Source organism: Endozoicomonas sp. ALC013 (genome assembly GCF_049310205.1).
In the GTDB taxonomy this organism is placed as follows: Bacteria; Pseudomonadota; Gammaproteobacteria; order Pseudomonadales; family Endozoicomonadaceae; genus Endozoicomonas.
On sequence record NZ_JBLYNS010000077.1, the window covers coordinates 1 to 25,272 of the forward strand.

A 25,272-nucleotide genomic window follows, 5' to 3' on the forward strand; every position below is an offset into this window, starting at 1 on the left:
GGTTGGCATTCAATATTTTGATGGCATCCGGTACCGGGGTATTATTGGCCAGAGCATCGTCAAGCACACTGATCACTTCCCGCATTTGCAGGATTAGTGGATCGACTGTGGTTACCTGAGTGCTTGAGGGTGGAGGGAGCAGGTCCTGTTCAGTCAGCTTCTGACTTAATTTCAGTTTTTCAAGCCCCGCTGCACTGGTCACCTTGTTAATGTATTCTTTTGCCAGGGCCTTCGTGGCCGCTTTGTCGAGGGCTTCAAGTTCCGTTACCGGCTTGGTCAGGATCTGTTTTAACGTTAAGGCCGAGGTAGGAATGGGAGCCATGTCAGCCCACTCGGTTATTTCTGCCTCGGTGGGTTGATAAAGATGCCCGATACCTCTTGAGTTGGCAATCTGCGCTGGCTGAGTCAATCCAAGGTTGTATACCTCAGCCAGTCGTCTCAGTGCGTCCATGGCCCTTGCGACCAACTGATCCATTGAATCGGCTCTGGCCACGTACAAAGAGCTTGAGATATCAGAAATGATCAGAGCCAGTTGATTATTCATCCTTTGTATTTTTGCAAATAGGATATGTCCGACACGCGGGGCGATGGTAAACAGAACAGTAGCATCTGCCCCTGTCGGTAACTGAGTTGCCTTCGCATTGAGCGCTGCAACCATCTTTGACAGCATTGACCGAATTGTAAGAAATGGTTCTCCAGCGTAGACTCCATACGAAAATTGCTCAAGTTCCTGGCTAATTTTACTAAGGTAATGACTGTCTTTTTTCAGGCCCAGGCTACGCCATAAAGGTGCGCGGGAAGCAATTAGTCTTTTAGTCGACAATTCCTGTAGCAAGGTCCTGACAAGAGCGGGTAATCGAGCATATCCGGCACCCAGAAAAACAGCATTGACCAGAGCATTTAAAGAGTTGCTAACAGAAATTCCAAAGTGGCTGGCAAGGGTCACTGACACTACATCGCCCAGACATATGCCTTCCCGTATTTGCAGATCATTCATCATTAGTCGAAAAGGGTTCCATGCCATAGAGAAAGCTGTGACAAAATTTAAATTCGTCACAGCTGGCGGATTGGGGGCCAGAGATATCCGTTGGAGACGCTGCAGCAGGTTACGAACCAAGACCTGGAGCCCTTGCATCATGTCTCTAGGTTGTGCCGGAGTACTTTCGTTAATAATTGAGAGGGTGTTAACTTTATACGCTAATCTGCCAAGTGCCTGATAGTCTTCACGCCACATTAAATCAAAGACCTCGTCCTTATATTGCGCCAAATAATTGGCCATCCCCAGTGGCTGACGGAGTTGATTGGCAAGAGCTATTGCATCCGGGTCTCCCGCAACGCCACGCTGCACCGCAAGGGTAAATTCATTGCGCATTGCAGAAAAACCCCGTAAAAAATCCAACAGTTGCGGGACCATGTTGTCTTGGGCAATGGCATCTTCAAGCCCTATCAGCCACCTGATGCTGTTTAAGAAATCCGGCTTCGAAATGATCATTCTTTTTGAGCGATGGTGATGGGCTACTGTCGTTGAGCCAGTATTCTGGGCAGGAGTTGTCGGGTCAGGCGCAATTGTGGTGTTGAACTCATGGATAATGTCATCCACCCCGGCTGCTACGATATCGAAATAGTGACGAGCGACATCAGGGAAAGTGGCATTAGTGAACGTGCCATTAGTGAACGTGCCATTGATCGTTTCGGCAAAGGCTTTAATACCCTCGAGCAGCATATATCCGGCAAAATCCCTGGCACTGCCCTTAACAAAGGTGGCTAATTCCGTGAGGTTAAGGGCCGGAAGCAGTTGTTGAAAATAAACCAGGTCATTTTCGTACATGCCAAGATTGGTTGAATTGCCCATATCGTCCACTATGGCGGTCAGTTGCTGCTCCAGTGTTAAATTGGTAGCGGCCAGCGAACTGGACAGGGCCAGAGTGGTCCTGGCGGGCGCGATGTCGGTGATGCCGCCCAATGAATGTGTCGGGATAATACTGTCAGTCCAGGGTGGCAGGGTGTTAACCAGTGAGGGAGTGCTGGCCGGTAGTAGTATCGGGCTGTTGGCAATGCTTGCAGAGGCAGAATCCTGAACAGTCGGGCCTGCATAATTAAACGGTGTTGTTTGTGTCGGGCTTGCATAATTAAACGACGACGTATTCATACCAATCGGGCTGGCAACAACCGAAACAGAACCGGGATCGGCTATTGCTGACGTTACCGATGCATTGGCGGCAACAGTGCCCTTGCCGGAACCGGTCAGGCTGGACCGGGCTGGGAAAGCCGTGGTGGCATTCATGGCAGTTGCCGAACTGTGCAGCGAAGGCAATGAATGCATACCCGTTGCATGGGTAGAGACGGTACTCTTCACCGAGCCGGATAACCCCATGGACGTTGCCGAATAGTCACCGGTTTCACCCATATCATTGATACTTACACTTGTGGCGGAAGGCCCTGCTGAGCCAGAAGCATGGGAGTGGCTGGAGACGCTGGCTGCCAGGGGATTGCTGACTGAGCCGGACTGGCTGGCTGGCCGATGAGCGCCGGTTACCGTAAAACCAGGGCCCGCCGTTTTTACTGAGCCTGCTGCATCGTGGGCAGTAGCGGTAATGGACTCTGATGAACTGTCTGATGAACTCACAGCAGTCTTGTAATCACTGCTGCTGTCACTGCTGCTGGATGTACCCTGAGTAGTGGCTGGGGATCTGGCCAGGCTGGATGTTGCCAGGTATGCACTGGTGATTGCTGTTAACACCGACGCCGACGCCTGTACCGAGCCTGATTCGCTGTTCACAGATGGACTGTTAGCGGACGTTGCCGAAGCAGCGTTATCTGAGGCACTAACCTTCATGGCCTCCGACATAGCGGCGGTTGCCGTGTGTATGCTGCCTGCGCTGGCAGATGTTGAAGCATTTGCCGGATTTGAATGACTGGACGAAGTGGTTGTTGAGGTTTCGCTATTTATTGAACCAGCTGCGCTTTCAAATGATGTTGAAGCTTTTACTGAATTTGAACTGCTGGCCGAAGCTGTTTTTGAGCTTGCGCTATTTATTGAACCTGCTGTGCTTTCAGATGTTGAAGCTTTTGCTGTGTTTGAATTACTGGCCGAAGCGGTGATTGAAGTGGCGCTATTTATTGAACCCGCTGTGCTTTCTGATGTTGAAGCTTTTGCCGGATTTGAACTGCTGGCCGAGGCGTTGATTGAGGTGGTGCTATCTATTGAAACAGCTGCACTTGAATGAATTGAGATTGTCTGCCTGAGCGAGACTGAAGAACTGGCAGACTGAACCAAATGGCAGGTTTGATCCTGGCTACCCGGTGCAATCGTCGTCTTCCCTGTCTTTTTATTATTAGCCACTTGACGTGAGTGAAACACGCTGGTTATTTTAGCACGATCACGAGGAAATTTTTTATCATGATCATGTGGAAATTTTTTATCATCATGAGGAATTTTTTTATCAGGATCATGAGGGAATTTTTTATCAGGATCATGAGGATATTTTTGATCAGGCAGAAAATCTGGATTAGTTGGTTTAACTGGAAGTCCAAGATGCATCGCTTGATTAACCCGTCAGTTGACTTCTATTAATTTCAGATTGATGGAAAAATATCCAACTTTACAAAATTTGCAAATATTCGAGAGAGAAAAGTATACAGTCTAGGGGTGGCAAATAAGGGTTGTTGATTATTGTCGTTTACTATTTCATAGCTTTAGTTCAAGCTGTTTGTATTTACTGTTAATCCTGAATTCGTATCATTATCAATGCAAAATAAATGCGAAAGTTGAAACCAGGCCACCTTTTTTACAAGCAGTTTCAAATGGCTGAAGTTGAGGCTCTGATTAAAAAGCCGAAACCAGTGACAGTGAAGAGGACGATGCTGATCAGCAGGAGACTGGCCACAGCATTCATGAAGACTTGCAATTTAAGCAGGAATTTTTAGACCAATTTATTGCAGCCACCGTAGGGCAGACTATTCTCGGACAGCCTCCTGGGAGGCTGGGCATGTAAAATACTGTGATCTCGCTACGAAAATGCAGCTACGGACAGTGGAGCCATACTGGAACTTTTACCAGCCAGTTACTCTCTAATGATGATAGAATCCACTCTTATGATAGAAGTGGGTAGCTAAAGTAACTAAATAAGTCTTGCTTGAGAACTACCATGAATGTTGTCAGCGGCATGGATACCTCCGCCAACCTGCACCCTCATCCCCAACCAAAGCCTGACACCCAGCCGGTAACGGTCTCTGGCCAATGGGCAACCTGCGCACCGACCAGCAAGCTGATACCCCGGCATCCCAGGGAAGATGAGCGACAAGTGCTACTTTGGGCAGCAGAGAGTGGGTACCTGGCGTTTCGGCGAATTAAATTGACTAAAGAAAATGATTACTTTTCGGGTAAGGGTGCACCAAGGCCATTCACCCTCGCCCTGCCGGGGAAGATGATGCCCGTAGCACGCGTACCAGATGGGTTTGGTAAATGGATGGTAGGCATTGTTAATCCACAATGCCTTTATGTTTATAAACATAATGCATATACGGAGCCCGACATGGATCCGGATAAACTGTCAATAAAATTACTGCCTGATCTGCAATCATTACACGAGAAATGTCTTGAAAATGCCAATCAAGCCATTTGGAGAGTTTATCCTCGTTTCACCTCGGGACATCTGCGAGCAGATGGGACTTTCAGTTTACCTGGATTGGTAATCCGCAATAATTCCCACGCCTATAATTATCTTGATTATCCGGAACTGGTGCTTACCAACTACAGCAAGGAAGACATCAGATGCTTTTTTGTTTACCTCGATACTCAGATGAATATTGCCGATATCCTGCAGGATAAACGTCATTGTGAAGAGGTGTTGGAGCTTAAACAACCGTTGCCTATGGTTATTTATTGTCACCGCACAGGTTCTGTACAGGTTTGTTTTGATGATGAGCTGGACAGTAAACACTTGGCCCTGAATGAGCATTCTCTGGATGATTTTGCATTCTCACAGGGCATAGACCAGGAAAATTTCAGAGCCATGTTGAATCTGCTGCCAATGCCTTTGCGTACAGAGGCACTGAGTTGGGAATTAACCGCCTCACCGGATGTTTTTCACAAATTGCAACAGGCCATCAAGCTGGTGAGTGATCCCTGTTGTTACAGTTCCGGGAGGCTTCTGGAATTAAAACAGAGTGGCTTGCCAATTCACCACCGTTTTTTTCATAATAAACAAGGATATGTTACATCGTTGCTGGAAAAGTTGCTGATTACTGAAATGCTCAGAAATGATCAGCCTGGACAGGAACAAATCCGGGAACAAGAGGAAGAAGCTTGCCGTTTACTTCAGTTGCTTCTGCAGAGCGGGTCAAGGATGGATCAGAAGGTTACTTCGGTTTTTTACTGTACGCTAAGCAAGCGAGAATCGGCGGTAATGCGAGCGGGCACAATGAATTATATGGTGGCCGCCTTTGCTCCATTTGAGTTCCTGAGCCTGGAAGATCTCAAGTGGTTGCCGCTGATCGGTTATTCGGGAAGCGTCGTTGAATTTGACCGAATCTGCCGGGGGCTCAGTCAGCAGCAACGGCAGAGCCGTCTTGAAGAGCTACTATGTGATTACCTTGGTTACCCTTTAAACCTTGATATCTTTGAGTCCCACCTACTCGCCCTGTTTCATTATGGAGCTTCCCTGAACAAAGATATTCTGGCCAGGGTTAAACATAATCTGGACTATTGGTGCCATGACGGTAGAAAGGTTATTGGTAACTTATCCGTGGCTGGGTTCATCCAATGGTTTGAAGGACTATGGAAGCAACGAAACAAGCATCCTTTCTACCTGAATTGGTCAGAACATGTCCGACAGGCCAATCTGGAAATCGCGGATCTGAAACAATCGCTCGGTCTGTCGGACGATGCTTGCCCATTGGCGGCACCTGTGGAAACCAAGGTGCCAGCGGCATTACAGTTTATGGTGGACGCGTTCAGCAAACCGCCCGTCCTGCCTGATAATGTCGGCGATAATGAAAGCACCATCCTGAAGGTATTGCAGCATTATTACCGCCGTCCGGGACCGGAACGCGTGATCCAGAGCCTTGGCAGACATACCTTGCCAACCGTGTGGAAACCGCTGCACAGCTGCAGTCATGTCCTGCGGGCCAGGAATAATGGGCTCTGGTATATGGAATTGCTGGAAAAATTTCAGCTGCATTACCTGCGCCCGGAAAAAAAAGAACTCCTGGCGCTGGCGATTATCTACCATGCTGCTGCTGCCGAAGATGTCGCCAAATCAGTGGAAGAAACAAGGTCAGCTGACTATTTCAAAAGGGACCTGATCGGGCACTATCCTGAACCGCTGCTGAAGGATATGGCAAAGGCGATGGTCAGCAAGGAAAATGATGTCAATGGCGCAGATGAGCAGAACCTGTCTGACTCCGTGCGCTGGTATCTGCGCATATTACGCTTTGCAGATCGTATGGACATTATCCGTTGTTGCGGGGTTGGGGCTGATTTTCCCGGATCAACGGTCGGGGGGTTTGACGCTACACGTCTTGACCTGCCGCCGCAGTTGCCCTGGGATTTTACCTCCGGGCCTGGCAACGGGACTGAATTTCAACGGCATCTGGTAGCCGCCATGCATGGTGCGGCTGATCTGGCGCAAGTAACCGGGCAACCCAACGATCACCGCGAAAAAAAATATACCGAGGCCTACGGTCTGATTGACAATGGCTCAGAGATTTCTGAGCACTTTGAATGGACAACTGAGCCAGTGGAAAGAATGAACCGGTTTATTGATGACAATGTTCGGCGCACAATTGCTCAGGCCGCTGGAATTATTGTCTGTTCAGACCCCTACCACCAGGCTTGCAGGGCTGATCAGAGCAAAGGCATCACTTATGGTATTCATAACAGCTGGTATGATCTCCACCAGATAGAGATTCCGGCCGGAATGACGCTGCTGGAAAAGATGCAGTACAGGCATAACCCATCACTGCTAAGCCCGGCAACACAACAGGCATTGGAGCAAGAGGTGCAACGGCTGAAGAGCCAGGGAATACGAATGAACCCAGGGACCTTGACGCAGGAAACACTGACTTCGTCGAAAGCGCAGGAAGTGCTGAAAGAGCGGGGTATTACCGTGGTTTGTGAGAAGCGTCCCTACTGTACCGACGATGACCGCCAGCTAGAGAAAGTAATGTTCGTACCGAAGCAGATACCTGAACCCGCGCGTTCACAACCAGAAAATCAGCCTGACACAGACCAAGGCTTTTCGTGTCAAATCCTCTGAACCCAAGGTCGCAGTACACCTGGCAGGGCTGGCTACCAGAGTTTTAGACCTGACTTGAGCTGGAAATTGACTAGCTGATTCCCAGACAGCCTTCTGGACAAAACAACTGTATTTATATACAGTATAAAGAACCCAATACAGGAGGAAGCCCATGTCCATTACCCCCATGTGGCGAGTTGACCGGGACGGAAGCATGTTTACTGATAAGAAAGCCGCAGAAGAACACGATCGTATGCTTGAGCTGGCCGATGGCATCACGGGTATGCTGGAAGCCAATTTCAAGATCGATGAACAACTGGCGGAAGAGATCGGTCTGCTGCTGTCACGGAACAAGGATATTCTCGCCAAAGCCTTTAAAGGCAAACCTGAAATCCTGCAGGAGATCAAACTGGAGAGCGAACCTGCAGAAAACAATACCGTAGATATTCGTGAAGCGATTGCCTGATATTGATCTAAGCCACAAAGGCGTGATGTTGCTCATAGTGAAATGTCCTTTGTGGTTACCAATCACATTTTATGAATACTTAAAATAACAGCTGATTCGGTACTTCCCATAGGCTAGTACATGGTTTCTGATGGGTTCCTTCTATCAATGACTCCCAAGCTCCGTTCGTCCTGAGCGGAGTCGAAGGGCGTAAACACCATACCCTGAATAAAGACTGTGCCAATCACCCTTCGACTCTGCTCAGGGTGAACGGAGATTGTACACACCAAACTCATTGCAATGATGCAGAAAGCTGTCCGAGAACCCAGTAGTCGGCAATGAAGGGTGCTTCCTGATTCAGTCCCACAGTGTATAATCACCGGTTTATCCAAATCCGGAGCCCCCCTGCTCTTCAGGAGTTCCGGGAACAGTTGGAAACTCTACTGGAAAAGCAGTTATGGAAAAGACGTTCAACCCCCAAGCCATCGAACGCACGCTGTATCAAAACTGGGAAGAGAAAGGCTATTTTGCGCCGGCTTCTGACCAGCGCGGTAACAGCACGCCCTACTCCATCATGATCCCCCCTCCCAATGTCACCGGCAGCCTGCACATGGGCCATGCCTTCCAGGACTCCATTATGGATGCCCTGATCCGCTACCACCGGATGAAAGGCTGCAACACGCTCTGGCAGGTGGGTACTGACCATGCGGGTATCGCAACCCAGATGGTGGTTGAACGCAAGATCCTGGCAGAAGAAGGCAAAACCCGTCACGACTACGGACGTGAAGCCTTTACCGATAAAATCTGGGAGTGGAAGGAAGAGTCCGGCGGCACCATCACCCGTCAGCTTCGTCGCCTGGGGGCATCTGTTGATTGGGACACCGAGCGCTTCACCATGGACAAGGGCTTCTATGCCGCTGTCCAGGAGGTCTTTGTCCGCCTTTATGAAGACGACTTGATCTACCGGGGCAAGCGTCTGGTGAACTGGGACCCAAAACTGCACACCGCTATCTCCGACCTGGAAGTGGAAAACAAAGAAGTCAAAGGCAATATGTGGCACCTGCGCTATCCACTGGCGGATGGTGAGACAACCGCAGAGGGCAAAGACTATATCGTGGTTGCCACCACCCGCCCGGAAACCATGCTGGGGGATACCGGTGTGGCGGTTAACCCGGAAGATGAGCGTTACCAGGCCCTGATCGGAAAAGCGGTTATTCTGCCCCTGGTCAACCGTCGCATCCCGATTGTCGCTGATGAACACGCCGATATGGAAAAAGGCACCGGCTGCGTAAAAATCACCCCGGCCCACGACTTTAATGACCATGAAGTTGGCAAGCGCTGCAACCTGCCAATGATCAATGTTATGACCCTGAACGGCGACATCCGGCAGCAGGGTGAAGCCTACAATATTGACGGCACGGCTAATCAATCCATTGATACCACTATTCCAGACGCCTACCGGGGCTTGGAGCGCTTTGCTGCCCGCAAGCAGATCGTTGCTGACCTGGATGCCCTTGGTCTGCTGGAAAAAATCGATGACCATACCCTGATGGTGCCTTACGGTGACCGTTCCGGCGTGGTGATTGAGCCGCTGCTGACTGACCAGTGGTTTGTCCGCGCTGCGCCGCTGGCCAAACCGGCTATTGCAGCGGTAGAAGACGGTCGTATTCAGTTCGTGCCCAAACAGTACGAGAACATGTACTTCTCCTGGATGCGTGATATTCAGGACTGGTGTATCTCCCGTCAGCTCTGGTGGGGACACCGAATTCCTGCCTGGTATGACGATGCCGGCAACGTTTACGTGGGTCGCAATGAAGCCGAAGTCCGGGAAAAGCACAACATCCCAACGCCTGTTGTCCTGAAGCAGGATGACGATGTTCTGGATACCTGGTTCTCTTCGGCACTCTGGACTTTTGGCACCCTGGGCTGGCCAGAGCAGACCGATCGCCTGAACACCTTCCACCCCACCGATGTGCTGGTCACCGGTTTTGACATTATCTTCTTCTGGGTCGCCAGAATGATCATGATGACCATGCACTTTATGAAAGATGAAGACGGCAAACCACAGGTGCCGTTCAAGTACGTTTACGTGACGGGCCTGATCCGTGATGAGCATGGCGACAAAATGTCCAAGTCCAAGGGTAACGTCCTTGACCCTCTGGATATGATTGACGGTATCGACCTGGAAGCCCTGGTTGAGAAACGCTGTGGCAATATGATGCAGCCGCAGCTGGCGGAGAAGATCGAAAAACGTACCCGCAATACCTTCCCCGACGGTATTTCTGCCCACGGTACCGATGCCCTGAGATACACCCTGTACTCACTGGCCTCCACTGGCCGTGATATCAACTGGGATATGAACCGTCTGGAGGGCTACCGGAACTTCTGCAACAAGATCTGGAACGCTGCCAACTACGTCAAAATGCACACTGATGAGCAAGATTGTGGTATCGGTGATGAACCCGTTGAACTGACTTTGGCTGATCGCTGGATTGTTTCCAGACTGCAACGGGTTGAAGCCCAGATCGAAAAAAACCTGTCCGAGTTCCGTCTTGATCACGCGTCCCAGAACCTCTACGACTTTGTCTGGAATGAATACTGTGCGTGGTATCTGGAGCTGTCCAAGCCGGTTCTGTGGGATGAACATGCACCTGCTGAACGTAAGCGCGGCACCCGTCGTACACTGGTTCGGGTTCTGGAGGCTATTATGCGCCTGGCCCATCCGTTTATGCCTTATATCACCGAAGCGATCTGGCAAAACATCAAGCACAATGCTGGCGTTGCCGGTGACACCCTGATGCTGCAGAGCTACCCGGTGTCGGACCCGGCCCGTATTGATGAAACGGCTGAGCGTGATATTGAGTGGCTCAAATCGTTTATCACCGGTATCCGTAACATTCGTGCCGAGTTGAATATTGGCCCAAGCAAGCCGCTGAATGTACTGCTGCGTAACACCTCTGCAGACGACGTTGCCCGCCTGAATGACAACCAGACCTTCCTGAAGTCCCTGGCCAAACTGGAAGACATCAGGGTTCTGGCCGCCGGTGAAGAAGCCCCCATGGCAACCACTCAGCTGGTAGGCTCCATGGAAGTTCTGGTACCAATGGCTGGCCTGATCGACAAGGGCAAAGAGTCTGCCCGACTCAATAAGGAGATTGAGCGGTTTGCCAAAGAAGTGGCCCGCTTTGAAGGCAAGTTAAACAACGAGAAATTCATCAGCAAGGCACCCGCCGACGTGGTTGCCAAAGAGCAAGCCAAGCTGGCTGAAGCTCAAGCCGCCAGGGCCAAGCTGGAAGAACAGCTGGAGGCGATCAAGGCTTTGTAAATCAGAGCCTTGTCAATAAAAAAAATGGCTGCAATCACTGCAGCCATTTTTTTATGCCCACTTTTTTTATTTTCTTTTTGCTGGTACGTCTTATTCATTTGATCAGCCTTGTTTCAACCCGATTCCTCATTGCACCCGCTGGATGATAGTAATTCTGACATTCGTGTTATTGAAGTACTTGTTAATATTTTCATATCATCAAATGCACCAGCTAAGGGTGCAACTTTAACAATTTGCATTTAATGAAACATCGCTGATCAATCTATACAAATGGAGGTTTAATATGATTGCTGAACAAAATCCGTATAATTCAACGGGCCAACCTGCCCGGACACCTGAAGTCAATTTACCCGGAACCACTAATGCCGGCTTTTCTGGCAAAAGAGTAACTACCGCCATGCACTCCCATGAAGGCCCCAGAATACCTGAAGGAGGCAACGTATACGAGGGGCGGCCACTGCATAGCCGAGAAACCAAGCGCACCCTGGCCACATTGTCAGCGATCGCGATGGGCGTTGCATCAGTGTTATTCATCGCCCCGACTATCGCTTCCGTAGCGGGTAGCATTTTGGGTGGCATTGGTACCGCGATTGGGGTGGTAGGAGGGCCTTATGGTATGTTTCTTGGTAGCGTGATCGGTTTCTCTGTTGGGGCTTTCGCAGGATATGCCGTGACGGCCTACTTTATCCCCTATTTTATAGCAAAGACTTACAATCTGGTTCTGGAGGCGACAAATGGCAATGGCTTTGAAAGGTCCAATCTTGCCGATAGAGTTGTGGCTCATTATGAGGGGTCAACTTCAACATCAAGGGCATAAACCCAATACAATCTAAACTGTTAATAAAAAATCGCTGTAACCACCGCAGCGTTTTTTATGCTCCGTTTTTTCAATTTTCTTTTTATTGGCACTATGATTTATTCTGAGACAAATCCTTAGTTCATCAATCGATTTAAATTGAGCTGTTATATGAATGCTAACGAAACCACCGAATCTTATTTCACCGAACAATACAATCCTTCAACTGTAGTCAGTTTTCCGGCTGAACCTAAAGCCAGGCATTCTGGCAAAGAAGTTTCTATTGATATATACCCTGATAAAAGGTCCCAGATATCGGAACAAAACAACAGATACGATGGGCCGTTACTGAAAACCCGAAAAACAGAGCGTGTTCTGGCCACATTGTCAGCGATCGCAATGGGCAGTGCATCAGTGATTATCACGCAAGTTGCCGCCCACGTCGGGTGTTTCACTCTGGGTGCCGGAGGTGCGATGTTAGGGGGGATGATGGAAGGAGCAGAAGGTCAGTTAACAGGAGGTCGGATAACAGAAGGTCAGTATATTGGTGTAGCGGTTGGTGGCGCTATCGGGTATTTCACAGGATTCAGCGTTGCTGCCTGCCTTAGTCCCTACATGGTAGCAAAGGCTTACAATTTTGTGCTGGAGGCGTCCAATGGAACCGGCTGTGAACGGTCAGCACTTGCTGACAGAGTTGTGGCTTACTATGAGCGATAAATATTGAACCTGATCGGTTAGAAAACGGGAACAAAATCCTGTCCCTATTGTCTGATAGACAGCACGGTGCCCAGAAATCAACAAATACAACACACGCCGTGCTTTTCTTCCTTTCATCCTGCCTCCATTGAGGAGTCGCAGAATATAAACAGGAGCTGTTACCACCATGATAATCAGTGAACCAAATCAATTAACACCACCCGGCATACCTGATACCAAAATCCCGGACAGTAGTGGACCTGAAGCTTCAACGTACGAATGGCTGACCGGTAAGGCAAGATACTCATTAGCTTGCGCTGCACAGACCCTTAAGCATCTTCCTAACCCGGCATATTATGCATCATCCGCCCCCGCCAGGCTCATCACTTTGCTGACCCTGGCTGGCAAATGCGTCGCTGGCGTTACTACTCATACATCGGTCAATGCCAAGCCAACGTCCTTATCAACATTGACTAATTCAACAGACTCATTCCTCCCTGTCCCCTTAACCCCCCCTGATGTCAAGTCCCCGGGCCAGCCAGCCTGGATGGCTGCATTGAACAGCCAGAATGAACACGACAGTGGCCAGACTGAAGAAAAGCCCCCTCAGGTGGTGATTGAAAGAGAAGCGACGAAGGATGAGATCGAAGCACCGTTAAGATATAAGCGTTCTCCCAGAGGATCGAGTTCCAGCAGAGGTGGGGGTTCCAGCAGAGGTGGTGGTTCCAGAGGCTCAAGAGGCTCAGGAAGCTCAAGAAGAGGCTCCAGAAGGTCATCAGGAGGAGTCGGTGGAGGTGGTTCCCACCATCCATTACCTGGCCCAAAAGGGGGCAAATCAACTGGCAGACAATGGCTCGGCAGGATTGGTGGTAAAAAGCACATCGGCAGGGAATATGCCAAGATGGAAAAAAACTACTTTACTGGTCGTAAATGGTTCAAACCAAAGGGTATATCAAAGCATGAACCAGTCAACTTACATGACACTTTACTGTTTTCAAAAACTGGCAAACTAAAGGATAAAATCATTACCCCGCAAGGAAATGCATACAAAATCGAAAAAAGTAATCATTGGTTAATGGTAAAAAATGACAAGCAAATTATCTCTACAATACCCAAGGCAGTAACATTTAACCATGGGGCCAATGCTTTTAAACTCGGTGTTTTTAATATTTACTCTCCATGGCTTCCCGTCACGGCGTATTTTTTATATCACGACAAAACAGCCATGCCGTTTGAGTTATATTTCAGGCCATCTACTTCAGATAACTCGAAGACAGACATAGGTTACTATGGACCCAGTACTAATGAGTCATCCACCGAAAGTGTGAATCATGTTTCTCCAAATGGTACTTTTGTTTACCAAAACAGCACTGCTGTTATTGATGGTTCAGATAAACATTTCATCAAGATTGCATCGGTACCCAAAGGGAGTGCTGTCAGCTTTGCCTTGCTTGATAACCAAAAACCGAAAACCGAAACTGGTGTCCCGACATCTGCCACAGAAACACCCACTTCTTTGCCTGATATAACTACCCCAGCGCATCCCACTAATGGCAGTCAGTCATTGTCGACAAACACCAACTGCACTGACGTATCAGAGGCGACACCCATGCCGATAAAACCGCTTAACTCTACCGACATTGAGAGCAACAATAACATGACCAGGGTAAACACCCTGCTAAATGAAGAAAGCCTCTTAACCGATGTCAGTTCACAACTGGTGATAATGAATGAGGGTGAAGTGTTAAAAATTATAGGTTTGCCACATCGGGTAAGCCAATTTTTCCTTGATAGTGAAAATGACACCGTATTAACTTATTCAATGGACGAACCTACAAGCGAGGAAGTCAAATATATAGATTGGCAACCCGGGTACTGGTACAGCTCTGCTAACAAAGTTGCCGATCAAAGTCCTTACAGTTTACTACTGCCAATGCTGGGAATGGTCGGGATAAACCAGAATATTCTCGGATAATTTATCGGTTCATCCGGCCGCTGCTGCCGACAGGTAGCAGTGGCCTCCTTCAAAATCGCCCTTTATCTTATCTCATCATAACCGCCGCAGCTGGCTCGATAATCCGGTTAAACGGTGGCAGAGAGTTCATGATCATCTGACCATACCTGGCGGTAACCAGCCGTCGATCCATAATCGTGATGCGACCACGATCCTGCTCCGTCCGCAACAGACGACCACAAGCCTGTATCAGGCGGATCGCCGCATCCGGCACGGTAATTTCCATAAACGGATTCCGCCCCTGGGCTTCCAGCCACTCAGAGAGTGCGGCCTCCACAGGGTCGTCCGGTACTGCAAAAGGAATCTTGGCAATAATCACGTGTTCACAATAATGACCGGGTAAATCTATCCCTTCTGCCAGGCTGGCAAGACCAAACAGGATGCTGACCTTGCCATCATCAATCTGCTGGCGGTGCTTCTTCAACAACTCCTGTCGTGAATAGTCATCCTGCAGCAGGATCTTCTCCTGCCAACAGGCATCCAGACCAAAGTGCACATCCTTCATCTGTCGGCGGGAAGAGAACAGTACCAGCATCCCTTTTGGGCGATCATCACCGGACAGTAACTCGGGTAGCAGCTCGATAATCTCGGCAGTATGATCTTCCGCATTCCGTGGGTCTGAAGCCATGGCCGGTATTACCAGAGATGCCGCCTCACCATGCAGAAATGGACTGGGCACTACCACACAGCGAGACTCAGCAGGCACTCCGGAGCGCATCCGGAACCGGCCAAAACTACCCAGAGCGGCCAGGGTTGCCGAGGTGACAATGGCTGCGTGAGCCGGATTCCAGAGCGTCTGCCATAAGGTCATGGAAGACATGATCGGGCTGCTGAAAACCTCCAGCTCTTCGCCAAAAGCACCTTCGCTCCATTTCAACCAGCGTGCGCTGGGAGGCTCTCCCTCGGGATCTTTGATGGTGTAGGTCAGCCAGAGTTGAAAATGGCTCTCCATTCGTGACTGCATGCCACCGATTTCAGGATAGAGCTGTTCCGCCTGCCAGCGATCAATACCGGGAACGTCGCCGTCCATTGCATCGTCCAGGGCTTTGGCTATCTTTTCCAGCATACCGCTGCACTTGCTGAAACCGGCTTTCAACCGTTCCGCCTGTTGTCGTAATGGTTCAGGCACAATGCCCTGGGGAAAGCGGTAATAAGCGACCTGACTCTCCCCCTGGGTGGTAAATTGTGTTTTTGGTTCAAACCGGGCAATGCTGTGCAGCATCTCCCGGGTATGACCCAGAGCATTGACCAGGGCATCAAACTCGGGCTGAATCCGCTCCAGCAATTCACCCAGCTCTCCCGGCAGGGCCTGCTGGGTCAGAATCTTCTGCAGATGTCGCCCGGCTTTCTCCAGCCAGCTGGCCGTGCCTTTGACTCTGGACTGACAGGTAAAATGATCAATGGCTTTGTCTGGCAGGTGGTGGCCTTCATCAAATACATAGATGGCATCCTTTGGCTCAGGAAGAATCGCACCGCCTCCCAGCGCCAGATCCGCCAGCACAAGGTCGTGGTTGGCAACCACAACATCGGCATGCTCAAGATCACCCCGGGCTTTATAAAATGGGCACTGCCGGAAATAACCACAACGACGTCCGCTGCATTGGGCATGGTCAGTGGTGATGGTTCGCCATTGCTGATCTTCCAGGGCATCAGGCCAGCTGTCCCGGTCACCCTCCCATTTGGCAGCGGCAAATGCCTCCAGCATGCTCTGGTATAGCGCCAGGGAGGACTGATCGTTTTCCAGGGTGTGACCATCGTAGGCGAACATATCCATTAACGAGGCAGTCGCTTCCTCTTCCTGAAGCAGCCGGTCCAGCTTACTCAGACAGGCATAACGCCCACGCCCCTTGGCCAGGGTGTAAGAGAACTTGAGTCCGGTTTTTAAAATAATGTCCGGCAGATCTTTATTGATGACCTGCTCCTGAAGGGTCACGGTGGCCGTGGCAATGACCAAACGTTTTTTCGCAGCCTGAGCCATTACCACCGCAGGCAACACATACCCCACGGTTTTTCCGGTACCCGTACCGGCTTCAATCACGGTAACGGAGGGGTCAGAGATTCTGCGGCCTTCACTGTCGGTGTTAATATCTCCTAGCGCTCGGGCAATCTCGGCAATCATCTGCTTCTGCCCCGGTCGGGCCTTTAGCTTTTTACTCTCCAGAAAAGCACTGTAGGCTTTCTGGATGGCTCTCTTCTGGGGTTCGTCAAGCACAATGCCTATCGCTCTGGTGGAGTAGCTGGTTTAAATAGACTGATTGTATCCTGTTTCATCACACTGCACAGCGGTGAATACCACAAACTCTATTCAATAAACGATACGGCAACCGGGAGCAAAATTCAGAATCCTGACTCTCCCGGGTTTTAAACGGATCAAAATATTAGACTCGACATTGACAAAGGTATAGGCTCAAAATCTTGAAAATCAAACAAGTCTCTGATGTCAGTGTGTTTGATCTCATTCGCTATATCCATTATCCGCACTGGTTCCGGGTGCAGGTCCGCTTTGTTATCCTTTGTGGCGGCACGATAGATGTCGACAGGTAAAGAGACCACGCTGCCAGCCAGCCCAATAACAGCAAAAGCAGCCGCAGCAACCGCACCAAGTGCGACGCTGACAGGAACGGCGAGCAAATAGCCCAGATAAAGTCCGACAAGAAAACCCGTATTGCCCGGTGATGATTCCTCAGGGCTCGGAAAGAATAAACATTGAATTAATCGGCCAACGGTATTGCCAATAATGTTACCGGCTATACCACAAATGCTACCGAGAGTGATTATCGGCGCAAAAAGCCCAGCTTGTGCACCTATACCCCCCATTTTCAGAATCCGATTTTTGGCGGCATAAAATGGATAGATTAAACGATCTTTAAGTGAAGGCTTTTCATTAAATGATCGGTTATTTTCAGTCTGTCTTGTGGCATCGGATTCCGTGGTCGTCCTGCCAGCAAATTGACCGTCTGTACGGTTGGGTTCTGTGACCGTTGAATCAAACTGACCGGTAATGTTTCCTATAGACTGCATGAGATCCCTCCATGGATTTCAATAAGATTGATTAGAAATAAGTACTGCATCAAAGCTTACAGCAGGTTTATCCCCTCATCCCATAACAACAGGGTTATAAATACTGACAGAAAAGCAAACAATCAAGTACTACGCATTACATCTGCATAGGAGGGTGGTGTATCGACTCTTTGATGCTCGGGAGCGAGTAGTGGAGCTTGATTTGTACTTCGCATTGCCTCTTGATAGGAGGGTGGTGCTATATCGTCTCTTTGAAGCACGGGAGCAAGTGGTGAAGCTTGTACAGAATGAACATCAGGACGAAGCTGAGAATCTCTTGCGGTCGCTTCAGCAATATCACTGTTACAAGAAGCTTTTTCACTGGCACTTGGGTTGATTGCAGCACTTTTGCCTTCTCTGATTGAATTGCAATGAAAAAATCTGGGAATGGGCTCTGGCATTTCTTTACGATCTTCTCTTTCGTCGGTTTTTGAGTCTCGACTATTTCTCTGTTTTTTTTCACCGAATTCTGAGAGAAAAACAAAAACGTCTCTCACCTTCAGGTTCTCAAGATTAAAATTTCGTACTTCCTCCGCAAATTCAATATCAGTAATTTTTTGTACCTTATCGCAGTCGAGCTTTTTCAGCCCCTCCGGTTTAGCACCATGCTTCTTTAAAAAAGCAACTAACTCTGATTTGTTCTTACTGTTTGCCACAAAGGCAGGAGTGATAAGACCATAGCCATCCACCGGCTCTCCTTTTGCCAAAAGGAGTTCAACCATTTCGATTTCGCTATCTGTGTCCATCTGATCAGATGAAGCTACCGCTGTAATGAGATTATCCAGGCCATATAAATCACGACATACATGATACGTGTTATCCTTATCCAATCCATGATCGGTCAGGTAATCGACAATCTTCAGGTGTCCGGAGTTAGTCGCTTCCCAAATGGGTGCATATTCAGATAGTTTATAAACCTCTTGCATCTGATTTTCGACCAGATAGTGAATGATATCCCTAAATCCGTGCCTGGCAGCTATACGCATATAGTTGTAATCATGTTTATTGAGGATGGATAAGGCTTCGGATCTGGAGATGGCATCTCTAAACGTTCGCAACCGGCCAAGTTCCTCAGCTTTCTGCTCGCGTTCTTGCAGAGCCAGCTCTTCTCTGGTTGGGAATGTAAATACGGTTGGCTGTTGAACATCAGGTTTCTCAGCTGTCGGCTGGCGTTCGCTATTGTCCGAAGACCGCCCTTTGGTGATGGATAACGTTGAAGCGGTTGGCTGTTGAACATCAACATGCCACTCACTAACGGCCTTTTCAGTGCTGCGATCTTTTCTGTTTCTTAGCGTAGTTCCTGAACTACTCAGTTTTACATACGTTTGATCATCTGAGCCTGGCTCTGGTTTATCCGACTTACCAGCTTGATATTGGTATGATGGATCGGGCAGAGCTGGCGTTTTGGAAGGTATCATATGAAACACCCTGATGCTTGTTGTTGATGGTAAAAACAATCCGTTTTTTATTTTTCGCTGCCTTTAGAGTAGAAAAACCTGGATAAAGTTCCCTATTCATGAGTTATTTGCCAGACGCTAAAACCCATAACCCGTTAGCACAGCAGGTTGAGATTCAGACCAGGTATCAGGGTTACATTAACCATCAGAGCGATGAGACAGAACGAGGGTAAAAAAAGGACACCCACTATTCCCAGTTAACAAACTGGCTGAGTTCAGGCATTTTGATATCATCCCATATATCCATTACCCGCACTTGCTTTGGGTTCAGGTCTGCTTTATCAGCCAGTGTCATGCCATGATAGATATCAAACGGTGAAGCCAGCACGCTGCCAGCCAGACCAACAACTGCAAAAGCAGTCGTAGTAAACACACCAAGAACAACGGCGGCAGGAATGGATAGCAAAATCCCTGTATACAATCCCAGTAAAGCACCAACTTCACCCGGTGGTATATCAGAGTTCGGAAAGAATAAACTTTTAATTAATCCACCAACGGTATTGCCAATAATTTCACCGGCTCCAACACAGATAGCACTTGCAGCGAACATCGGCGTATAAACTCCAGCCTGTGCACCTATACCAGCCATGTGCAGTATTCGATTTTTGGCGGCATAAAATGGATAGATTAAACGATCTTTAAGTGAAGGCTTTTCATTAAATGATCGGTTAATTTCAGTCTGTCTTGTGGCATCGGATTCAGTGGTCGTCCTTCCCTCAAATTGACCAACAGCACGGTTGCGAGTGGGGCCTGTGACCGGTGATTCAAACTGTCCGGAAATTTTGCCTATAGCTGGCATAAGACACCTCCATAGATTTCAATAAGATTGATCAGAAATAATTACTGACAGAAAAACAAACAATTAAGTTCTTAACAGCCTTGATCTTTACAGCTCTTGCGGCAACAGGTCAGAGCCTGTTAACGTTTCGCCGTAAATTCAGCAAAGAAACGTCAACAGCCGCTGGCATTGATGTCTCAACTTAAAATTTTGTTCATACGTTTTGCATATACCGTTTTCGGGTAGTTACCATGTCCATTAACCCCTCAGATTGCCCCTGTGGCTTTGGAAAAACATTCACCGAATGTTGCAAGCCTTATATTCAAGGGAAGCCAGCCCCAACAGCTGAAGCATTAATGCGTTCCCGTTATACGGCTTACACACTGAGCAATATTCCCTACCTGGTTGCCACAACACACCCCGGGCAACAGGAAACCATCAAACAGCAGAAAGTCTACCAGCAATCACACGGTACGCTGTGGCAAAAACTCGAGATTGTCGATACAGAGGCAGGACAAGCGGCGGATCAATCGGGCATGGTTGAATTCAAGGCCTGGTTCAGGGAGTCACTCTCAGGCCCTGAACAAGTTCACCATGAACGCTCTTCTTTTATTAAAAAAGAAGGGCACTGGTACTTTGTCTACCCCAAAATGGCACTGGTCAAAACAGAAAACGCTGGCAGAAATGATCCCTGCCCCTGCGGCAGTGGCAAGAAGTATAAAAAGTGCTGCGCACAATAAAGACGACAACTTTTCCGATCTATCATAAGCACTTACCGAGAATCAATAGACAGAAATCAAAGAAATCAATACGTAAACATGGTAGCATCACCTACCGCATCAGGTTGCTTCGACAAACGTAATAACCTGACAGGCAAATTCTCGGCTTGCCATTCATGGTTAAGCGAGTCAAACCAGTCAGGGGACAACATGGAAATGCTGTCCGGACTGAATATAACAGCCATGAACGAGAAGTACGGTTCAGAAGCAATCAGGTCTGCCCGGGGAATTCACCCGGGACCCGCCAGAGCTGATGTTCACTGCCCACCTCTTGTTGTTGCCATGGTAAAAAAAGCTCAAATCAAGAGGACTGACAATGACCATTTTCAAAAAACTGGGACTTGCCATTCTGGGGGCAGGCTTTGCAGCTATCTCCTCCACTGCCAGTGCAGCCCCATCCAGCCAGCAGTTTGTCACCATTGGTACCGGCGGTGTCACCGGCGTTTACTACCCAACCGGTGGCGCTATCTGCCGCCTGGTGAATAAGGGACGCAAAGAGCATGGCATCCGCTGTTCGGTTGAAAGTACCGGTGGTTCTATTTACAACCTGAACACCATCCGTGCCGGTGAGCTCGATATGGGTATCGTCCAGTCGGACTGGCAGTTCCACGCCTACCGGGGAACCAGCGCTTTTGAACAGCAAGGTGCCAACAAGGACCTGCGGGCGATTTTCTCGGTACACCCGGAAGCCTTTACCATTCTGGCCAGGGCAGATGCCGGCATCAGCACGTTTGAAGACCTGAAGGGGAAGCGCGTCAACATCGGTAATCCGGGCTCCGGTCAGCGTGGCACTATAGAACAGCTGATGAAACTGTATGGCTGGACACACGACAGCTTCTCCCTGGTTTCCGAGCTGAAAGCAGCCGAACACGCCAAGGCACTCTGTGACAACAAGATTGACGCCTTTGTCTATACCGTTGGCCACCCATCCGGATCTTTCAAGGAAGCCACCACTTCCTGTGATACCGTACTGGTCTCTGTCGCAGGCGATAAAGTCAACCAGTTGATCAAAGACAACCCATACTACCGCACTGCGACTATCCCCGGTGGCATGTATAAGGGCAACGATCAAGACGTTCAGACCTTCGGTGTGGCGGCAACCTTTGTCTCCTCCACGGCGGCCAGCGAAGCAGCTGTCTACCAGGTGACCAAAGCTGTATTTGAAGATCTGTCCACCTTCAAAAAACTGCACCAGGCGTTTGGCACCCTGAAGAAAGAAGAGATGGTGTCTGATGGCCTCAGCATCCCGCTGCATGAAGGTGCCAGGCGTTACTATCAGGAAGCAGGTCTTCTCTGAACTTTTTTCCCTGATCCGGGAAGGTGTAGCAACACCTTCCCAAATGCAGTTTGTCATCACGCAGAGTGCTGCCTGAATTCTGCATGAAGACCTATACAGCCCTCACCCAACAGGGGTCACAGGGCTGCATGGGGAAGCAGTGTCGTCTTTTTTACCTCATGGATATTCCGCTTCCCCGCATTTTTATAAGGCCATGAGCCATTGGATGAAGAATGCATCATTTCCAGAGCGCATAACTTCAATAACAACAGGTATATTATGGAAGCAGTCAACAGCGCCAAGCTGAATAATTCAACAGCAGGCTCCACCAGCTCTGCTGAACAAATGGTTAACCAGTCCGAACAGGGCGGCCGCCAGCCCATTGGCAAATCCAGACTGGTATTACTGGGCACAGCCCTGAGCTGGTCACTGTTTCAGCTGTGGAACGCATCACCTCTGCCGTATATTTTCAATGTTGGCATATTTAACGATGGTCAGGCCCGGGCAATCCATCTCGCCTTTGCCATTTTCCTGGCATTTATTGCCTTCCCTGCCAGGAAAAAATCGTTTACCCATCAGGTGCCCGTGACTGACTGGCTATTTGCACTGACTGGCAGCTTCTGTGCCGCCTACCTTTATATTTTTCACCAGGCGCTGGCGACCCGTGCCGGGGCTCCCGTTATCCTGGATCTGGTCACGGCCGGTGCTGGTATGCTGCTTCTGCTGGAAGCAACCCGCCGGGCACTGGGGCCGCCACTGATGGTGGTTGCGGCGGTTTTTATCACCTATGCCTTTGCCGGCCCTTACATGCCGGATGTGATTGCCCACAAAGGTGCCAGTCTCAACAAGGCGCTGTCGCACTTCTGGATCACCACTGAAGGAGTCTTTGGTGTTGCCCTGGGTGTATCCACCAGCTTTGTTTTCCTGTTTGTTCTGTTTGGTTCACTGCTGGAAAAGGCCGGTGCCGGTAATTACTTCATTCAGGTAGCATTCTCTCTGCTGGGTCATCTCAAAGGTGGGCCTGCCAAGGCTGCTGTGGTGTCATCCGGCCTGAGCGGTGTGGTGTCCGGCTCGTCCATCGCCAATGTGGTCACCACCGGGACCTTCACCATCCCCCTGATGAAACGGGTCGGCTTTCCTGCTCACAAGGCCGGTGCCATTGAAGTTGCCGCCTCCACCAATGGACAACTGACGCCGCCTATTATGGGCGCTGCGGCGTTCCTGATGGTGGAATATGTTGGCATCTCTTATATCGATGTTATTCGCCACGCCCTGTTACCCGCCGCGATTTCCTACATTGCCCTGTTTTATATTGTCCATCTTGAAGCTTTGAAAGCGGGCATGCAGGGATTGCCAAGAAGCGTCACCCGCACAAAGACTCAGGCACTGATGTCATTCACGGGCTCGTTTGCCGGACTCTGCCTGCTGGGCGCTGGCGTCTATTACGGTGTTGGCTGGACCAGACAGTATATGGGAGAGCACGCCCTCTGGATCATCACGCTGGCATTGCTGGCCAGTTATCTGATACTTCTGAAAGTGGCTGCCAGACAACCGGATCTCATCAACAATATTGAAGAGGATATACGCAGTACTCCTGTGCCCGGACCAACCATCAAGCGCGGTCTCTATTATTTGCTGCCCCTGGTGGTGTTACTGTGGTGTCTGACCGTTGAACGCTACTCCCCTGGCCTCTCTGCCTTCTGGGCAACCCTGGTCATGGTTTTCATCACACTGACCCATAAAACCCTGATTGATCTGTTCCGGAAGGAGCAAACCACCACGCATCTCAAAGAGGGCTTTCTGGATCTGTTGGACGGCATGACCACCGGGGCCCGCAATATGATCGGCATTGGTGTTGCCACTGCAACCGCCGGTATTGTTGTGGGTGCAGTCACGCTGACCGGTGTTGGTCTGGTAATGACCGAGTTCGTGGAGTGGATTTCTGCTGGCAGTATCATTCTTATGCTGCTGTTCACCGCCATTATCTGTCTGGTGCTGGGCATGGGGCTGCCAACCACCGCTAACTATATTGTGGTGTCCACCCTGATGGCACCGGTTATCGTAACCCTGGGCGCACAGCATGGACTGATCGTGCCTCTGATTGCGGTCCATCTGTTTGTCTTCTATTTCGGTATTCTGGCGGATGATACTCCGCCTGTGGGCCTGGCTGCCTTTGCCGCTTCGGCCATCGCACAGTCGGACCCAATCAAGACCGGTATCCAGGGCTTCACCTACGATATCCGCACCGCTGTTCTGCCCTTTATGTTTATCTTTAATACTGAGTTACTGCTGATCGGCGTTGACAGCCTTGCACAACTGGCGATTGTCGTCTTTGGTGCCATTGCGGCCATGCTGGTGTTTGCTACCGCAACCCAGGGTCACTGGTTAGTAAAAAACCGCTGGTACGAAACCCTGGGCATGCTGCTGATCGCCTTCACCCTGTTCAGGCCAGACTTCTGGTGGGACAGGATTTACCCTCCCTATGAAACCCATGAAGGTCGTGACATTGTTGCCCAGGTTGAAGCACTGCCGGACCAGGCTGATGCACGCCTGTGGGTAGCAGGAGAAACCCTGGAAGGCAAATCGGTTAATCAGATGGTTATTCTCCCCGCTGGCGACCAGGCCACGGCTGATGACCGGTTCCGCCACATGGGCCTGGAGGTTCTGGTTGATGGGGATGACCTGACCATCGATATGGTTGACTTCAACAGTGAGGCGCAGCAGGCCGGTATTGATTTTGACTGGCAGATTCATCGTCTGGAAGTTCCGGCAGAGCGACTGCCAAAACAACTGACATGGATACCCGCCTTTATTCTGCTGTTGTTGATTTTCCTTGGACAAAGACGCCGACAGGGCCAGTGCAGCAAATTCATTTTCTTTTTGTCCGAATAATTAGATACTGTATCAGAAGAATATTATTCGGACATTCTCCTGGGATTACCTGAAGCACTGCAATCAATCAGGTTCCTGGTTACATAAGCTGACGACAAGGGCAGTATTCATAACAGGGATAAATTACTGTAAGGATAATTAATATGAATACTGTACCTGCCAACTATCACCCCGGCCTATGTCTCAAATCCGGAAAAGCAGATTCTGAATCTTCTGAATGACCATGAACTTCCCAAGCTGTCCGGCAGTCAAATCCTCGGGCTGCATTCTCTACCAGAATATTTTGATCAAAAACACCGTTCCGGCTTTATAGCAATGGATAACGGGCATAAGTAGTTAACCAAATGAAATCATATATTTCTGACTAAGTTGTCAGTCACTCTGCGGCGTTGGAACTCCGGTCACATAGCTACGGCTATGCTCCCTACGTTGCGCCTTGCATAGCAACTGCCCACTTAGCCAGAAATATACGATTCCATTTGGCCAACTACTTACGCTGGTTAAATTAGCGTTTAC

16 protein-coding genes are annotated in these 25,272 nt (G+C 49.5%); 11 read left to right on the forward strand and 5 right to left on the reverse strand.

Going from position 1 to position 25,272, the window contains the following annotated elements; translation table 11 throughout:
* On the reverse strand, positions 1–2,626 hold a 2,626-nt coding region (locus ACO6V1_RS14465), incomplete at its 3' end, for a hypothetical protein (protein WP_422467346.1).
* Between the two features lie 52 nt (positions 2,627–2,678).
* Here ACO6V1_RS14465 and ACO6V1_RS14470 point away from each other — a divergent pair.
* From ACO6V1_RS14470 to ACO6V1_RS14505, 8 genes are all read left to right on the forward strand, one after another.
* Complete coding sequence (locus ACO6V1_RS14470) at positions 2,679–2,915, forward strand: hypothetical protein (protein ID WP_422448637.1); 237 nt, start codon at positions 2,679–2,681, stop codon at positions 2,913–2,915.
* Between the two features lie 9 nt (positions 2,916–2,924).
* Entirely contained in the window at positions 2,925–3,227 is a 303-nt protein-coding gene (locus tag ACO6V1_RS14475; RefSeq protein ID WP_422448639.1) for a hypothetical protein, read from the forward strand.
* A 921-nt stretch (positions 3,228–4,148) separates the two neighbouring features.
* On the forward strand, positions 4,149–7,259 hold the full coding sequence (locus tag ACO6V1_RS14480; RefSeq protein ID WP_422467348.1) for a hypothetical protein: 3,111 nt from the start codon (positions 4,149–4,151) through the stop codon (positions 7,257–7,259).
* Positions 7,260–7,410: 151 nt separating this feature from the next.
* Positions 7,411–7,704, forward strand: coding sequence for a YebG family protein (locus ACO6V1_RS14485; RefSeq protein WP_269673759.1), 294 nt, complete (start codon positions 7,411–7,413; stop codon positions 7,702–7,704).
* A gap of 436 nt (positions 7,705–8,140) precedes the next feature.
* Positions 8,141–11,008 carry a valine--tRNA ligase gene (locus ACO6V1_RS14490; RefSeq protein ID WP_422467350.1) on the forward strand — a complete coding sequence of 956 codons (2,868 nt, stop codon included), beginning with the start codon at positions 8,141–8,143 and terminating at the stop codon, positions 11,006–11,008.
* A gap of 283 nt (positions 11,009–11,291) precedes the next feature.
* Complete coding sequence (locus ACO6V1_RS14495; RefSeq protein WP_422448645.1) at positions 11,292–11,825, forward strand: hypothetical protein; 534 nt, start codon at positions 11,292–11,294, stop codon at positions 11,823–11,825.
* 150 nt (positions 11,826–11,975) lie between these two features.
* A complete protein-coding gene (locus tag ACO6V1_RS14500; RefSeq protein ID WP_422467352.1) occupies positions 11,976–12,521 on the forward strand; it encodes a hypothetical protein in 546 nt (181 codons plus the stop codon).
* 526 nt (positions 12,522–13,047) lie between these two features.
* A complete protein-coding gene (locus tag ACO6V1_RS14505) occupies positions 13,048–14,475 on the forward strand; it encodes a hypothetical protein (protein WP_422467354.1) in 1,428 nt (475 codons plus the stop codon).
* A 67-nt stretch (positions 14,476–14,542) separates the two neighbouring features.
* Here ACO6V1_RS14505 and dinG read toward each other — a convergent pair whose 3' ends face one another.
* From dinG to ACO6V1_RS14525, 4 genes are all read right to left on the reverse strand, one after another.
* Complete coding sequence (dinG, locus tag ACO6V1_RS14510; protein WP_422448651.1) at positions 14,543–16,726, reverse strand: ATP-dependent DNA helicase DinG; 2,184 nt, start codon at positions 16,724–16,726, stop codon at positions 14,543–14,545.
* Positions 16,727–16,884: 158 nt separating this feature from the next.
* Positions 16,885–17,535, reverse strand: a complete 651-nt coding sequence (locus ACO6V1_RS14515) for a hypothetical protein (RefSeq protein ID WP_422448653.1) — start codon at positions 17,533–17,535, stop codon at positions 16,885–16,887.
* A gap of 122 nt (positions 17,536–17,657) precedes the next feature.
* Positions 17,658–18,992: a hypothetical protein gene (locus ACO6V1_RS14520; RefSeq protein WP_422467356.1), complete on the reverse strand. Its 1,335-nt coding sequence runs from the start codon at positions 18,990–18,992 to the stop codon at positions 17,658–17,660.
* 226 nt (positions 18,993–19,218) lie between these two features.
* Positions 19,219–19,830: a hypothetical protein gene (locus ACO6V1_RS14525; protein ID WP_422467358.1), complete on the reverse strand. Its 612-nt coding sequence runs from the start codon at positions 19,828–19,830 to the stop codon at positions 19,219–19,221.
* A gap of 230 nt (positions 19,831–20,060) precedes the next feature.
* Here ACO6V1_RS14525 and ACO6V1_RS14530 point away from each other — a divergent pair, with 230 nt between their 5' ends.
* The 3 genes from ACO6V1_RS14530 (at position 20,061) to ACO6V1_RS14540 (ending at position 24,756) form a co-directional block, all read left to right on the forward strand.
* Positions 20,061–20,549, forward strand: a complete 489-nt coding sequence (locus tag ACO6V1_RS14530) for a YchJ family protein (RefSeq protein ID WP_422448658.1) — start codon at positions 20,061–20,063, stop codon at positions 20,547–20,549.
* A gap of 355 nt (positions 20,550–20,904) precedes the next feature.
* On the forward strand, positions 20,905–21,885 hold the full coding sequence (locus ACO6V1_RS14535; RefSeq protein ID WP_422448660.1) for a TAXI family TRAP transporter solute-binding subunit: 981 nt from the start codon (positions 20,905–20,907) through the stop codon (positions 21,883–21,885).
* Between the two features lie 258 nt (positions 21,886–22,143).
* Positions 22,144–24,756 (forward strand): TRAP transporter permease, encoded by a 2,613-nt coding sequence (locus ACO6V1_RS14540; RefSeq protein WP_422463106.1) that lies wholly within the window; start codon positions 22,144–22,146, stop codon positions 24,754–24,756.
* Positions 24,757–25,272 lie beyond the last annotated feature (516 nt).

Excerpts from the sequence above, each read along its gene's own strand:
- ACO6V1_RS14480 (WP_422467348.1), top strand. The coding sequence starts at position 4,149 with ATGAATGTTGTCAGCGGCATGGATACCTCCGCCAACCTGCACCCTCAT.
- ACO6V1_RS14485 (WP_269673759.1), top strand. The coding sequence starts at position 7,411 with ATGTCCATTACCCCCATGTGGCGAGTTGACCGGGACGGAAGCATGTTT.
- ACO6V1_RS14490 (WP_422467350.1), top strand. The coding sequence starts at position 8,141 with ATGGAAAAGACGTTCAACCCCCAAGCCATCGAACGCACGCTGTATCAA.
- ACO6V1_RS14495 (WP_422448645.1), top strand. The coding sequence starts at position 11,292 with ATGATTGCTGAACAAAATCCGTATAATTCAACGGGCCAACCTGCCCGG.
- ACO6V1_RS14500 (WP_422467352.1), top strand. The coding sequence starts at position 11,976 with ATGAATGCTAACGAAACCACCGAATCTTATTTCACCGAACAATACAAT.
- ACO6V1_RS14505 (WP_422467354.1), top strand. The coding sequence starts at position 13,048 with ATGGCTGCATTGAACAGCCAGAATGAACACGACAGTGGCCAGACTGAA.
- ACO6V1_RS14515 (WP_422448653.1), bottom strand. The coding sequence starts at position 17,535 with ATGCAGTCTATAGGAAACATTACCGGTCAGTTTGATTCAACGGTCACA.
- ACO6V1_RS14520 (WP_422467356.1), bottom strand. The coding sequence starts at position 18,992 with ATGATACCTTCCAAAACGCCAGCTCTGCCCGATCCATCATACCAATAT.
- ACO6V1_RS14525 (WP_422467358.1), bottom strand. The coding sequence starts at position 19,830 with ATGCCAGCTATAGGCAAAATTTCCGGACAGTTTGAATCACCGGTCACA.
- ACO6V1_RS14530 (WP_422448658.1), top strand. The coding sequence starts at position 20,061 with ATGTCCATTAACCCCTCAGATTGCCCCTGTGGCTTTGGAAAAACATTC.
- ACO6V1_RS14535 (WP_422448660.1), top strand. The coding sequence starts at position 20,905 with ATGACCATTTTCAAAAAACTGGGACTTGCCATTCTGGGGGCAGGCTTT.
- ACO6V1_RS14540 (WP_422463106.1), top strand. The coding sequence starts at position 22,144 with ATGGAAGCAGTCAACAGCGCCAAGCTGAATAATTCAACAGCAGGCTCC.